13 protein-coding genes and 1 pseudogene are annotated in these 12,536 nt (G+C 64.2%); 8 read left to right on the top strand and 6 right to left on the bottom strand.

From position 1 onward, the window contains the following. Nucleotides 1–7: 7 nt before the first annotated feature. Nucleotides 8–250: a phosphoribosylformylglycinamidine synthase subunit PurS gene (purS, locus tag ABIB06_RS16490; RefSeq protein ID WP_007602264.1), complete on the bottom strand. Its 243-nt coding sequence runs from the start codon at nt 248–250 to the stop codon at nt 8–10. 12 nt (nt 251–262) lie between these two features. Beyond that, nucleotides 263–1,030, bottom strand: a complete 768-nt coding sequence (purC, locus tag ABIB06_RS16495; protein ID WP_173015815.1) for a phosphoribosylaminoimidazolesuccinocarboxamide synthase — start codon at nt 1,028–1,030, stop codon at nt 263–265. Nucleotides 1,031–1,350: 320 nt separating this feature from the next. Between purC and ABIB06_RS16500 the strand changes: the two genes are divergently transcribed. After that, nucleotides 1,351–1,674, top strand: coding sequence for a DUF1476 domain-containing protein (locus tag ABIB06_RS16500; protein ID WP_354046263.1), 324 nt, complete (start codon nt 1,351–1,353; stop codon nt 1,672–1,674). Between the two features lie 9 nt (nt 1,675–1,683). Here the strand turns inward: ABIB06_RS16500 and ABIB06_RS16505 are convergent, their stop codons facing one another. Beyond that, on the bottom strand, nt 1,684–2,643 hold the full coding sequence (locus tag ABIB06_RS16505) for a LysR family transcriptional regulator (RefSeq protein ID WP_354068886.1): 960 nt from the start codon (nt 2,641–2,643) through the stop codon (nt 1,684–1,686). Between the two features lie 132 nt (nt 2,644–2,775). On the opposite strand from ABIB06_RS16505, the gene ABIB06_RS16510 reads away from it, so the two are divergent. After that, a complete protein-coding gene (locus tag ABIB06_RS16510; RefSeq protein ID WP_354046561.1) occupies nt 2,776–3,603 on the top strand; it encodes an isocitrate lyase/PEP mutase family protein in 828 nt (275 codons plus the stop codon). Here ABIB06_RS16510 and cynS read toward each other — a convergent pair. Further along, the gene (cynS, locus tag ABIB06_RS16515) at nt 3,590–4,078 is read right to left on the bottom strand and encodes a cyanase (RefSeq protein WP_354046259.1); all 489 of its coding nucleotides are present in this window, start codon (nt 4,076–4,078) and stop codon (nt 3,590–3,592) included. The two genes, ABIB06_RS16510 and cynS, sit on opposite strands and share 14 nt — an antisense overlap. A 90-nt stretch (nt 4,079–4,168) precedes the next feature. After that, complete coding sequence (locus ABIB06_RS16520; protein WP_354068884.1) at nt 4,169–5,737, bottom strand: bifunctional AfsR/SARP family transcriptional regulator/alpha/beta hydrolase; 1,569 nt, start codon at nt 5,735–5,737, stop codon at nt 4,169–4,171. Between the two features lie 148 nt (nt 5,738–5,885). Here ABIB06_RS16520 and mddA point away from each other — a divergent pair, with 148 nt between their 5' ends. From mddA to ABIB06_RS16540, 4 genes and pseudogenes are all read left to right on the top strand, one after another. After that, nucleotides 5,886–6,656: a methanethiol S-methyltransferase gene (gene mddA, locus ABIB06_RS16525; protein ID WP_354046255.1), complete on the top strand. Its 771-nt coding sequence runs from the start codon at nt 5,886–5,888 to the stop codon at nt 6,654–6,656. After that, a complete protein-coding gene (locus tag ABIB06_RS16530) occupies nt 6,653–7,324 on the top strand; it encodes a helix-turn-helix transcriptional regulator (RefSeq protein WP_354046253.1) in 672 nt (223 codons plus the stop codon). The genes mddA and ABIB06_RS16530 overlap by 4 nt, the downstream gene beginning before the upstream one ends. Beyond that, nucleotides 7,321–8,298, top strand: a complete 978-nt coding sequence (locus tag ABIB06_RS16535; RefSeq protein WP_354046252.1) for an NADPH:quinone oxidoreductase family protein — start codon at nt 7,321–7,323, stop codon at nt 8,296–8,298. The genes ABIB06_RS16530 and ABIB06_RS16535 overlap by 4 nt, the downstream gene beginning before the upstream one ends. 32 nt (nt 8,299–8,330) lie before the next feature. Beyond that, nucleotides 8,331–9,082: pseudogene (locus ABIB06_RS16540) on the top strand (PaaI family thioesterase). 114 nt (nt 9,083–9,196) lie between these two features. Here ABIB06_RS16540 and ABIB06_RS16545 read toward each other — a convergent pair. After that, nucleotides 9,197–10,396 carry a TrmJ/YjtD family RNA methyltransferase gene (locus ABIB06_RS16545; protein ID WP_354046250.1) on the bottom strand — a complete coding sequence of 400 codons (1,200 nt, stop codon included), beginning with the start codon at nt 10,394–10,396 and terminating at the stop codon, nt 9,197–9,199. Between the two features lie 332 nt (nt 10,397–10,728). On the opposite strand from ABIB06_RS16545, the gene ABIB06_RS16550 reads away from it, so the two are divergent. Together ABIB06_RS16550 and ABIB06_RS16555 are read left to right on the top strand one after the other, a co-directional pair. Further along, a complete protein-coding gene (locus ABIB06_RS16550; protein WP_247444450.1) occupies nt 10,729–11,940 on the top strand; it encodes an NADP-dependent isocitrate dehydrogenase in 1,212 nt (403 codons plus the stop codon). 93 nt (nt 11,941–12,033) lie between these two features. Next, nucleotides 12,034–12,528, top strand: coding sequence for a DUF3455 domain-containing protein (locus ABIB06_RS16555; protein WP_354046248.1), 495 nt, complete (start codon nt 12,034–12,036; stop codon nt 12,526–12,528). Nucleotides 12,529–12,536: the final 8 nt, after the last annotated feature.

Here is a 12,536-nt window from a genome sequence, read left to right on the forward strand (position 1 = left end):
ATCCCGTTCACCCGATCAGCTCCACCCGATAATTCTCGATCACGGTGTTCGCGAGCAGCTTGTCGGCGGCGTCCTTCAACGCCGCCTCGGCCTTGGCCTTGTCGGCGCCGGCGAGCTCGATGTCGAACACCTTGCCCTGCCGGACGCTGGCGACGCCATCGACGCCGAGCGACTTCAGCGCGCCTTCGATGGCCTTGCCTTGCGGGTCGAGGATACCCGTTTTCAAGGTAACGGTGACACGTGCCTTCACGTCAGATCCCTCTTAGCTCTTCACCAGCACCGGGCCGGAGCCCTGCGGACGCTCGTTCTCCATGAGGATGCCGAGACGCTTGGCGACTTCGGTATAGGCCTCAAGCAGCCCGCCGAGATCCCTGCGGAAACGATCCTTGTCGAGCTTCTCGTTCGACTTGATGTCCCACAGACGGCAGGAGTCCGGGGAGATCTCGTCGGCGACGATGATCCGCATCATCTCGTTCTCGAACAGCCGGCCGCACTCCATCTTGAAGTCGACGAGGCGGATGCCGATGCCGAGGAAGAGACCGGTGAGGAAGTCGTTGACACGAATGGCGAGCGCCATGATGTCGTCGATCTCCTGCGGGGTCGCCCAGCCGAAGGCGGTGATGTGCTCTTCCGACACCATGGGGTCGTTGAGCTGGTCGTTCTTGTAGTAGAATTCGATGATCGAGCGGGGCAGCTGCGTGCCTTCCTCGATGCCAAGGCGCTGCGACAGCGAGCCGGCGGCGACGTTCCGCACCACCACTTCCAGCGGCACGATCTCGACTTCGCGAATCAACTGCTCGCGCATGTTGAGGCGGCGGATGAAGTGGGTCGGCACCCCGATGTCGTTGAGGTGCTGAAACAGGTACTCCGAGATCCGGTTGTTGAGGACACCCTTGCCCTCGATCACCTGATGCTTTTTCGCGTTGAACGCTGTGGCGTCGTCCTTGAAGTGCTGGATCAGGGTACCGGGCTCCGGGCCTTCATACAGAACCTTTGCCTTGCCTTCATAAATGCGACGCCGACGGCTCATGGGGATGTACCGTGTTTTGTTGAAATCCATGTATTTGGTGTGCTCCGGTTACTAGGGATTACGACCCACAGCGGAGCGGCTGTGAATGGCCTGGAACCGATCTGCAACCCTTGGAAACAGAACGGGAACCGGACCTTCAGGCAACCTATCCGATTGGCTGTCCCAGCACAATCGATCCGGCTCATCCGATGCCAACTTATACCGCCTTGCCTGCGGCTTAACGGCTCGTTGTTTTGCCGATTCGTGCCCCCTATCTAGGCATGCGAAGGGGCCGTCGCAACGAGGGCGCCGGGTCCAGTCAGCAGGGAATTGGAAAAGGCATGAGCACGTTCGACAAGCGCCAGGAAGGTTTCGAGAAGAAATTCGCCCTCGACGAGGAGCAGAAATTCAAGGCGGTGGCCCGCCGCAACCGGCTGCTCGGCGTGTGGGCGGCCGAGCAGCTCGGCATCACCGGCGATGCGGCGGCGGCCTATGCCAAGGATGTGGTCGCGGCCGATTTCGAGGAAGCCGGCGACGCCGACGTCCTGCGCAAGGTCGCGGCCGATTTCGCCGCCAAGAACGTGTCCGTCACCGAGCAGGCGATTCGCGCCAAGATGAACGAGCTGATCGCGGTGGCGGCGGCCGAGGTGAAGGCGGGAAAATAGCGCCTGCTCTTAGGCGTCCGGCCGGCGTGCAGAATTTTTGCGCGCCGGCCGTTCTGTTGCGGGACTTCGCGAAGCGCCATAGCCGCCTCGAATGGCGTCCAGCAGACGTTGCGCGGCCAGGCTCAGAAAGCCGTCGCGCCGGGTGACGATCGCCACGTTGTGGCTGGCGGAGAGATCACCGACCGCAATCGTCGACATCGCGCCCGAGCCGAGTTCTTCTGCGACATGACTTTGCGCGAGCAGCGCCAGGCCGAACCCTGACTCCACCAGCCGCTTCTGGGCGGTCAGGCTGTCGACCGCGGTCCACACCACGTCACCCAGGCCCTGCGTCAGAAACAACGCGAAGATATGCGCGGCCGCGACCTCGGGTCGGCCCTGTATCTCGGGAAAGGCGATCCAGCGCTCGCTCGCGAGCTGAGCCAACCGCTTCACCCGGCGTCCGGCGAGCGGATGGTCGGGGGCGCAGACGACCTGGAGCTTCTCGGACAGGATCGGCTCGCAGTCGAGATCGCGCGAACGGTCGAGGTTGTAGCGCAGGCCAATCGTCGCCTCGCCACGGCGGACGAGCGCGCTGACCTCGGCGCTGGTCGCTGTGCGCAAGGTGAGCGCGACACCCCGATGAGCCCTCGCAAATCCCTTCATGATCCCTGACAGGCGGCTGTCGGCAAGCGTCCCGGTCACAGCCAGCGAAACCGGTCCCGATGTCTGCTTGGTCAGCGCGCGGACGGCTTGCTCGGCATCCTGTGCGGCCGCAACGGGCCGCTCCGCATAGGGGATCAGAACACGCCCCGCATCGCTGAGAAGCGTGCGCCCCGCCACACGTTCGAACAGCGGCACACCGAGCTCCTGCTCCAGCAGCGCAATGCGGCGGGAGATCGCCGGCTGCGAGCGGTGCAGGAATCTTGCGGCATTCGAGATTCCGCCACGGCGATGAACCGCAAGGAAAGTGTCGAGCGCATCGCTGTCCATGAGGTCATCCCATGCAAAAAACTGATGATATAGAGAGAAATAACAAATTTGGTGGATGTCGTGAAATCGCCTATGGCTGCACCGAACCGACCATCCCGCGCGGAGCAAAGAGACATGGCTACTCAAAAAGACATGGCGACCCAATTGGAGAAGGCGAAAGCGTTTCAGAACCTGCATACCCGGCCGGGCGCCTTCATTATTCCCAACCCGTGGGATGCCGGCACCGCGAAGCTGCTTGCCGCGATGGGTTTCGAGGCGCTCGCAACCACCAGCCTTGGGCTGGCCAACACGCTCGGGAGTTCGACCGTCAGCCTGGATGCCATCCTCGACAATTGCCGCGCGATCGCCGAAGCGACGCCACTACCCGTCAGCGTGGACCTCGAAAACTGCGGCGCGCATGAGCCGCGGCGCGCGGCGGACGCGATCCGGCGCGCCGCCGAAGCTGGCGCGGTCGGCGGCTCGATCGAGGATTCGACGGGAGACCGGAGCCGGCCGATCTACGATTTCGCACGCGCCGTCGAGCGTGTGCAGGCCGCGGTGGAGGCGGCGCGCTCCCTGCCCATTCCGTTTACACTGACGGCCAGAGCCGAAAATCTTCTGCACGGCCGCAACGATCTCGACGACACGATCAAGCGCCTCCAGGCGTTCGAGGCCGCCGGCGCCAACGTGCTCTACGCGCCCGGAGTGCACGATCTCGCGACCATCAAGACGGTGGTTTCGTCGATTGGAAAACCATTCAATCTCGTGATGGGCTTTGCCGATCCGACCCTGACGCTGGCGCAGCTGTCGGAAGCCGGCGTCAAGCGCATCAGCGTCGGCGGCGCTATGTCGCGATTTGCGCTCGCGGCATTCCTGACGAGCGCACGCGAGATGAAGGAGCACGGCTCCTTCACCTATGTGCGCGAGATGGCGCCGATCAAGGAATTGCGCGACGCGTTCACCGCGGTCAGCCTTCCTTGAAGCCATACTCCGGCACGTTGCCGCTGGCGCCGTAATATTTGTACGGCAGGAATTTGCCGCTCATGGTGAACTTGACGCGGTCGCCCTTCGGGTTGGCGACGCGCTCGATCGCCATGTCGAAGTCGATCGCCGACATGATGCCGTCGCCGAACTCCTCCTCGATCAGCGCCTTCCACGCGGGGCCGTTGACCATCACCATCTCGTAGAAGCGGTAGATCAGGGGATCGGTCGGCGGCATCGGCGTGCCGGTGCCGCGCATCGGCACCTCGTTGAGCATCGCGGTCTCGGCCTTCGACAGGCCGAACAGCTCGCTGGCGTTCGCGGCCTGCGGTTTTGTCAATTTCATCTGACCGAGGATCGCGCCGACGATCAGCACCTCCGCATAGCCGCCGACCTGGCCGCAGATGTATTTCCAGCTCCAGCCCTTCTCGCGCTTGATGTCGAGCAGCTTCTCGGTGAGGTCTTCGCGTTTCATGTCAGGATCTCCCTTCGCTAAGCACTGTGTCACGTCGTTTCGTGCCGCTTTGGGAGGCACGAAACGTGCCAATAAATGAGGCTTAGGGCTTCACCGCCTCGATTTCCCTTCGCGTGGCAAAGCCTCTGCAAATCGCTTGATCGCATCGAGCACGCGCTGCTGATCGCCGGCAAAGAACCAATGATCATTGCCGTCGAGCTCGAGGAATTCCGCACCATTGATCCGGCTCGCCACATCGCGGCCGGCCGCGATCCGTACGGCCTTGTCGTCCCGACGATGCAGCACCAGCGTCGGCACCGCAATCTGCGCCAGAAGATGTCGCACGTCGGCGTCGCGAAACGCCTCGAGCACCGCCGAGATGCCGCCGGGACTGGACGCCGCGCGCAGCAGCCCCGCCCACCAGGCGCGCGCCTTGGGATCGCCGGCAAGGCTCGGCGCGAAGGTTTCGATCCCCACCGGGCCGCCCCATTGCGCGATGAGGTGCTTGCTCCAGGCATCGTACTGGCTGGCGCGCAACGCGTGCGGATAGTCCTGTGACCAGCAACCCTTGGCCAATGCGCCGAACAGAATGAGCCCGGCCACGAGACGCGGCTCGTCCACCGCAAATTTGATGCAGGCCGGCCCGCATTCGGACGCGCCGAACAGCACGACGCGGCGTGCATCCGCCGCTCGCAGCACGGTGCCGATATCCTCCGCGGTGACGTCGATGCCAGGCGCCGATCCGACCCGGTCGGACAGCCCGATGCCACGACGATCGAAAACGATCAGCCGCCCCAGCTTCATCAATGATGCCAGAAACGTCCGGCTCGCGGGATGCTCCCAGGCGCGTTCCACATGCGACACGAAGCCGGGCATGACCAGGATATCGAGCGGGCCGCTTCCGTAGGTCTGATACGCCAGATGCACGCCGGCACCCTTGACGTAGCGCGTCGTCGGAACGGCGGCGAGCGACGACGCCGCGCCGGGGTCCATGAGCGCCTCGGTCTCGGCTTCAGGCGCGACGCCAAGCTCGTCGCGCAGCCGCTGCGTCAGTGCCGCGTGATGCCGTTCTGCCGCGCTTCGGTCGCCGGCCAGCAAAAGGCTGCGCACCAGATGCCGGCCGTACACCTCGCTCAAGGGATCGAGCTCGACCAGACGTCCCGCGTGCACTGTGGCGGCAAAATGGTCGCCGGCGGCATTCCTGTCCTGCACGAGGCGCTCCAGCGCGTGCACGAGCCGTCCCCGCAGCGCCTCGCGGCGAAAAAACGCCCAATCGTCGAATTCAGGGCAATCGTCTAGAGCGAAGCCCGCGAGGAAGTCACCCCGATACATCTGGCAGGCCTCCTCGAAGGCGCCGCGATCGCACGCACTCTCGAACTGGTGCGTGTCGACCTTCAGCGCGACTGCCGGGGACCATCGCACGCTGGTGCGGTCGGTCTCGAAAACCGGCTGGCCGAGCGTGAGCTCGATGCGATGAAGCAGGCGCCGCAGCCGCGCGAGGCCCGTCTCGCGGGCAGTTTCGGGCCACAGCAGCGTGGCGATCACGTCTCGCGCGACCGCGCCCTTGGCCTCCGCGAGATAGATCAGCAGCGCAAGTCCCTTGCGCAGGTTCAGCTTGATCGGGCGGTCATCAGCGTGGATCTCCGGGAACCCGAACGTCCCGAGCGAGACAGCCGTCATGGAAGTCCTCTCTCCCCGGTCGGCGTCCCCGGGGGACGCGCAGGGGACGGTCCGCCGTTACGAGTCGGACAAGATCGAGCCTGGCCGCCAGCGAGCGCACCAACCTCCTGCATGCGGCACCGCTGTATCAGGCACAATAGGAAAAAACATGTTCGCGCGCCTCGCAATCCTGCTCTACGCCATCGTCAGCTATGGCGTATTCACCCTTTCATTTCTCTACGCGCTCGGTTTCGTCGGCAATTATGTCGTGCCGAAGTCGATTGATGTCGGCAGTCACACGAATTTGAGCGAGGCCATTGTCGTCAACCTGCTGCTGCTGGGCCTGTTTGCCATCCAGCACAGTGCCATGGCGCGTCCATCCTTCAAACGATGGATGACAAATCTCCTTCCCGCGGCCTGCCAGCGCAGCACCTACGTGCTGCTCTCCAGCCTGATCCTGCTGCTGCTGTTCTGGCAATGGCGTCCGATCCCGACACCGGTCTGGCAGATCGGTGGAATTGCGGCTTGGTTGCTGATCGGCATCCATTGGCTCGGCTGGTTGATCGCGTTTGCCTCGACCCACATGATCGACCATTTCGATCTGTTCGGCCTGCGCCAGGCTTTCGTCGCGCTACGCGGGGCCGAAATATCAGGCCAATCGTTCAGGACGCCGCTGCTCTACAAGATCGTGCGGCATCCAATCATGCTGGGCTTTCTGCTCGCGTTCTGGGCCACGCCTGAGATGACCGCCGGTCATTTGCTGTTCGCGCTAGGGAATACAGTCTACATCCTGGTCGGGTTGCAGTTCGAGGAGCGGGATCTGATCGCCGAGTTCGGCGCGACTTATCAAGAGTATCGCCGCCGCGTTCCCATGTTGGTGCCGCGTCCTTTCGCTCGTCGCCGGACGGAAGATCGTCGGCCTGCTGGAGCTCCGCGATGAACGCGCTGTTTCCTTTCCCCCGAATGTCCGTGGATGCCGCCACATTCGCCGACACGCTCGATGGGCTCGACGTCGGCCTCTATCTCGTCAACGCGCACGCGCGGCTCGTTCACGCCAATACGGCCGGCCAAGCCATCCTCGATGCGCGCGACATCCTGCTTGAGATCCGCGGGCACCTCGTGGCCAGCGATCCAGCAGTCAACCAGACTTTGCAACATTTTTTCACGGTGGCCGGGCAAGGAAACGCCATCCTGGGCACCAGCGGAGTGCCGATGCTCGGGAGGGATGGGCAACGTCATGTCGCCCACGCTTTGCCGTTGACTTCCGGTACGCGCCGAAGTGCGGGCGTAGCGTACAGCGCCGTGGCGGCCTTGTTCGTTCGCAAGACGGCGCTGACAATACCGCCGCGTTCCGAATTGATCGCCAAGGCATTCAAATTGACGCCGACCGAGTTGCGCGTGCTGCTCGCGATCGTCGAGCTCGGCAGCGTTCCCGAAGTCGCTGCAGCGCTCGGCGTTGCCGGTACGACGGTCAAGACGCATGTCCGCCATTTGTTTGAAAAGACCGGTGCAGCGCGACAGGCCGATTTCGTCAAGCTCGTCGCGGGATATGCGACGCCGTTGAGAGAACCTGCCGAATCTAGGCAATCCGCTGGAGCGATACGATGAGAGCAGTGCTATGCAGCTCGTTCACCGGACCGGGCGATTTACGCCTCGGCGAGATCGACGAGCCGAAGCCCGCCGCCGACGAAATTCTCATCGACGTCCACGCGGCCTCCGTCAGTTTCATGGACCAGTTGCTGGTCGCGGGCCTCTACCAGATGCGTCCGCCGACCCCCTTCGTGCCCGGCACGGAAGCATCCGGTGTCGTCGTCGCGGTCGGCGACAACGTCGTGACATTCGCACCGGGCGATCGCGTGGCATGCAGCGCCTGGACCGGCGGCTACGCCGAACGGATGATAGCAAAGGAAACGAAGAGCGTCCGGCTGCCTGATGATGTCGCGTTCGAAGTCGCGGCGACCGTCCTGCACAATTACGGCACGGCCTATTATGCGCTGGTCGAGCGGGCACGGGCGCAACGCGGCGAAACCGTTTTCATTACTGGCGCGGCCGGCGGAGTTGGGCTTGCCGCCGTCGACCTCGGCCGCCATCTGGGCTTGCGCGTCGTCGCCGGTATCGGCTCCGACGACAAGGCCGCCCTGGTGCGAAGCTACGGCGCCGGCGAAATCGTCAACTATCGCAGCGAAGATCTGCGCGACCGGATCAAGTCGATCACATCAGGAGAAGGCATCGACATCGGCTTCGACAATATTGGCGGTGCGATCTTCGAGCAAATGGCCCGGCTGATGAAATGGGGCGGACGGCTGATGCCGATCGGCTTCACCAGCGGCGAGATTCCACAGCTCCCGATGAACCTGCCGCTGCTGAAGAACTATTCCATCCTCGGCGTCTTCGTCGGCGCCTGGGCGGAGAAATTTTCCGCCGAGGCCGCGCGCATGAATGACACGCTGATGCAATTGCTGGCCGAGCGAAAAATCCGTCCGCACATCGATCGCGTCCTCCCTTTGGAGGAGGCCGGAGAAGCCATGCGTGCCGTGGCCAACCGAACGGTTCAGGGGCGAATTGTCCTCAAGATCAGATAGAGTGCGCCGACGAGGAAGAGAGAACAAAACCGATGACACCGATCATCATCGACAAACGCTATTGCGGTCCTCCAAATTCCGGCAACGGTGGCTATGTATGCGGCCGGCTGGCCCGCCACATTCCCGGCGGTGCGGAAGTGACGCTGCGCGCGCCGCCTCCCCTGGGCAAGCCGCTCGATGTGATCGCGACCGACGACGGCACATGGGAGCTTCGCGATGGCGGCAACATCGTCGCGACCGGGCGAGCGGCAAATGTCGAGCTTGCGCGTCTGGAAAAAGCCAGCTTCGAGGAGGCCTGCGCCGCCGAATTGCTGACCCCGGTCAAGCCGCACGAGCATCCCCTGCCGACCTGCTTCGTCTGCGGTCCCGCAAGGGCGAAGGGAGATGGTTTGCGCATCTTTGCCGGATCGCTCGCGCGTCCCTCGCAGAGCGCCGTTCTCGCCGCGAGCTGGACACCGGATCCAAATCTGGCCGCCGATGACGGCCTGGTCGCGCCCGAATTTCTCTGGTCGGCACTCGATTGCCCCACCGGCTTTGCCTGCAACTGCGATCAGCAGAGCGGCGTCTTCGACAAGACACCGCTCCTGCTGGGACGGATGTCAGCGCGGATCGAAGCCCGCCCGCGCCCGGGAGAGCGCTGCATCATCACAGCCTGGCCGGCAGGCCGCGAGGGCCGCAAACGCACAGCCGAGGCGGCCGCGCATGATGAAGCGGCAAGCTGCTGGCGGTGGCCCGAACGACATGGATTGCAGTCGAGCGCGAAGTGCAGCTCGGCCGGGGGTGATAAAAGCTCGATCTCGTAGGGTAGGCAAAGGCGCGTAGCGCCGTGCCCACCATTCTGTCTCAGCTTTGTTGCGCGACATGGTGGGCACGCTTGGCTTTGCCCGCCCTACGAGACCTATGCGCTTTGCTCGATCATCCCCTGCAACCTCACCAGCTCCGCCTCCAGATCGCGCTCGACATCCGCCGCCCGCATCTCGATCACACGATAATTCCGCGCTTCCAGCCACGCCCGCCGCGACGCGCGGTCGGCGGCGATGGCCTCGCCCTCGCCCGGGTTCACCAGCTCGATCGCGATCCGGTGCGGGAACGAGACGAAATCAGGGATGTGCCGGCCGACCGGGGTCTGGCGCTTGAACCCTCCTGCGAAGCGGCGATCGCGGGTCAGGGCCTGCCAGAGCAAGCGCTCCGCATCGGTCGGGTTGCGACGAAGCAGGCGGGCGAGGCCGCGGACCGTGGAGCCGCTGTCGGGAACACCGCCGCCCTGCCCGTGCTCGGCCAGAAGGGCGCGCAGCCGCGTGGCCTGCTCGCCGTCGAGCACGCCGCCTTTGGCCGGGCCCTTGCGGCCCTCGGCGATCGCCATCACCACCCCGTGCAGGGTGTGCATGTCCTGCTTGGTCGGCTCCATCCGGCTGAAGATGTTGCGCAGGTTCACCAGCATGGTGTCGCGCTTCTCGGCCGGGCGCAAAAACTCGACCCGGTCGAGCTCGCGGATCAGGTTGTCGAAGAAGGCCTGCATCTGGTGCTGCGAGGCGCGCTCGGAGCGTTCCGGCATGGCGTGCGGCAGCTCGCCCGAGGTCGCCCGCTTGAACCATTCGTAGCCCACCAGCAGCACCGCCTGGGCGAGGTTGAGCGAGGCAAAGCCCGGATTGACCGGAAAGGTGATGATGCGATTGGAGAGCCCGACCTCCTCATTGGTCAGGCCCCAGCGCTCCCGGCCGAACAGGATACCGGCCTTGCCGCCCGCTGCGACGTGCCCTGAGATCTCGACCGCTGCGGCTTCCGGCCCCACCACCGGCTTGGCCTGGTCATGGGGGCGCGCGGTGGTGGCGAACAGCAGGTCGAGGTCGGCGACGGCCTCGCCGACCGTGTCGAACAATTCGACCTTTTCCAGGATGTGATCGGCGCCGGCGGCGGCGCGCTGGGCGGCAATGTTGGGCCAGCCGTCACGGGGGTTGACGATGCGCAAGGCGCCGAGCGCAAAATTGCCCATGGCGCGCGCGGCCATGCCGATGTTTTCGCCCAACTGCGGCTCGACCAGGATCACGATGGGACCGTCGAGGGAAAGGCCGGCCTTACTCTTGTCAGTCCCCGACATCTCGTCTCGCTTTCACGCTGGTTCTCAAGGCCTTGTGGGAGCCGCCTCAGGAATTGATTCAGGCCGACCCGGCCGGCTGTCCCTTCGCCTGTCGTTTGCCTGTCCTGACAAAATTCTCAAGGGAAATAACGGGTTGGATTCGACTTTTAAATCTCGCCTGAAACTTCACCCCGGCCCCGCGGCAGGGCCGCTTTCCGCCCCCCATCTGCGGAGGCTGGATGAGCTAAAAGTGCATAATCCCTTGGCTTTCGCCGGCCGCGTCCCGGTGCTAAGAGGCGGCGGATATTCCCGTGGCGCACCAAAAGCGCCGTTCCCAAGAGGCTTCCCCGAACATGGCAAAAATCAAGGTGTCCAACCCCGTCGTCGAACTCGATGGCGACGAGATGACCCGGATCATCTGGCAGTACATCAAGGACAAGCTGATCAACCCGTTCCTGGATGTCGAGCTGCAGTATTTCGACCTGGGGATGGAGTACCGCGACCAGACCAACGATCAAGTGACCATCGACGCCGCCGAGGCGATCAAGAAGGTCGGCGTCGGCGTCAAGTGCGCCACCATCACCCCGGACGAGGCCCGGGTGAAGGAGTTCAACCTCAAGCAGATGTGGAAGTCGCCGAACGGCACCATCCGCAACATTCTCGGCGGCTGCATCTTCCGCGAGCCGATCATCTGCAAGAACGTGCCGCGCCTCGTTCCCGGCTGGAGCAAGCCGATCATCATCGGTCGCCACGCCTATGGCGACCAGTACCGCGCCACCGACATCAAGTTCCCGGGCAAGGGCACACTGTCGATGAAGTTCGTCGGCGAGGACGGCACCGTCATCGAGAGGGAAGTGTTCAAGACGCCCGGCGCCGGCGTCGCCATGCAGATGTACAATCTCGACGATTCCATCATCGACTTCGCCCGCGCCTCGCTGAACTACGGCCTGCTGCGCAACTACCCGGTCTATCTCTCGACCAAGAACACGATTCTGAAGGTCTATGACGGCCGCTTCAAGGACATCTTCCAGGACATCTACGACCGCGAGTTCAAGAAGGAATTCGAGGCCAAGGGCCTGACCTACGAGCACCGCCTGATCGACGACATGGTGGCCTCGGCCCTGAAATGGTCCGGCGGCTATGTCTGGGCCTGCAAGAACTACGACGGCGACGTGCAGTCCGACACGGTCGCGCAGGGCTACGGCTCGCTCGGCCTGATGACCTCGGTGCTGCTCACCCCCGACGGCAAGACCGTGGAAGCCGAAGCCGCCCACGGCACGGTGACCCGCCATTACCGCGAGCACCAGAAAGGCAAGGAGACCTCGACCAACTCGATCGCGTCGATCTTCGCCTGGACCCGTGGCCTCGCCCACCGCGCCAAGCTCGACAACAATGCCGAGCTCGCCAAGTTCGCGAACACCCTGGAGAAGGTCTGCGTCGACACCGTCGAGGACGGCTACATGACCAAGGATCTCGCGCTCCTGGTCGGCGCCGACCAGCGCTGGCTCTCGACCACCGGCTTCCTCGACAAGGTCGCCGAGAACCTCGAAAAGGCGATGGCGTAAGTCGTCCGCGATTTCGCCCGACTGGGCCGGACATCATCACGGGTCGCGCCAAAGCGCGGCCCGTTGTTTTTTGAGACCCTTGGAGACGCGACCATGTCGATCAAGCTTGCCGTGCCCTGCCTTCTGTTGCTTGCCGGACCGGCTGCGGCCGCGGACCCGCTCCCCGCCGCCATCGCCGCCCCCGGCGAAACCGTGGTGCTCAGCGTCCACGCCGAAGGCGCGCAGGTCTATGAGTGCAAGGCCGGCACCGACGGCAAGCTCGCCTGGGCATTTCGCGAGCCGATCGCCACCCTGCTATACGAGGGCAAGACGGTCGGCCGGCACTATGCCGGGCCGAACTGGGAGCATGCCGACGGCAGCGCCGTGGCCGCCAAGGCCGCCGGCAACGCGCCGGGCGCGACGCCGGCCGATATTCCCTGGCTGAAGCTGGAAGTGAACGCCCATCGCGGCAGCGGCGTCCTCACGCCCGCCACGACGGTTCAGCGCATCAACACCCATGGCGGCAAGCTCGACGGCGCCTGCGACAAGGCCGGCGAGTTCAAGAGCGCGCCCTATTCGGCCGAATACATTTTCCTGAAGAAGGGCTGAGGAACGAG

The sequence above is a fragment of the Bradyrhizobium sp. LB8.2 genome (assembly GCF_040548035.1).
Taxonomy (GTDB): domain Bacteria; phylum Pseudomonadota; class Alphaproteobacteria; order Rhizobiales; family Xanthobacteraceae; genus Bradyrhizobium.

Excerpts from the sequence above, each read along its gene's own strand:
- purC (WP_173015815.1), bottom strand. The coding sequence starts at position 1,030 with ATGAGCCGTCGGCGTCGCATTTATGAAGGCAAGGCAAAGGTTCTGTAT.
- ABIB06_RS16500 (WP_354046263.1), top strand. The coding sequence starts at position 1,351 with ATGAGCACGTTCGACAAGCGCCAGGAAGGTTTCGAGAAGAAATTCGCC.
- ABIB06_RS16505 (WP_354068886.1), bottom strand. The coding sequence starts at position 2,643 with ATGGACAGCGATGCGCTCGACACTTTCCTTGCGGTTCATCGCCGTGGC.
- ABIB06_RS16510 (WP_354046561.1), top strand. The coding sequence starts at position 2,776 with ATGGCGACCCAATTGGAGAAGGCGAAAGCGTTTCAGAACCTGCATACC.
- cynS (WP_354046259.1), bottom strand. The coding sequence starts at position 4,078 with ATGAAACGCGAAGACCTCACCGAGAAGCTGCTCGACATCAAGCGCGAG.
- ABIB06_RS16520 (WP_354068884.1), bottom strand. The coding sequence starts at position 5,737 with ATGACGGCTGTCTCGCTCGGGACGTTCGGGTTCCCGGAGATCCACGCT.
- mddA (WP_354046255.1), top strand. The coding sequence starts at position 5,886 with ATGTTCGCGCGCCTCGCAATCCTGCTCTACGCCATCGTCAGCTATGGC.
- ABIB06_RS16530 (WP_354046253.1), top strand. The coding sequence starts at position 6,653 with ATGAACGCGCTGTTTCCTTTCCCCCGAATGTCCGTGGATGCCGCCACA.
- ABIB06_RS16535 (WP_354046252.1), top strand. The coding sequence starts at position 7,321 with ATGAGAGCAGTGCTATGCAGCTCGTTCACCGGACCGGGCGATTTACGC.
- ABIB06_RS16545 (WP_354046250.1), bottom strand. The coding sequence starts at position 10,396 with ATGTCGGGGACTGACAAGAGTAAGGCCGGCCTTTCCCTCGACGGTCCC.
- ABIB06_RS16550 (WP_247444450.1), top strand. The coding sequence starts at position 10,729 with ATGGCAAAAATCAAGGTGTCCAACCCCGTCGTCGAACTCGATGGCGAC.
- ABIB06_RS16555 (WP_354046248.1), top strand. The coding sequence starts at position 12,034 with ATGTCGATCAAGCTTGCCGTGCCCTGCCTTCTGTTGCTTGCCGGACCG.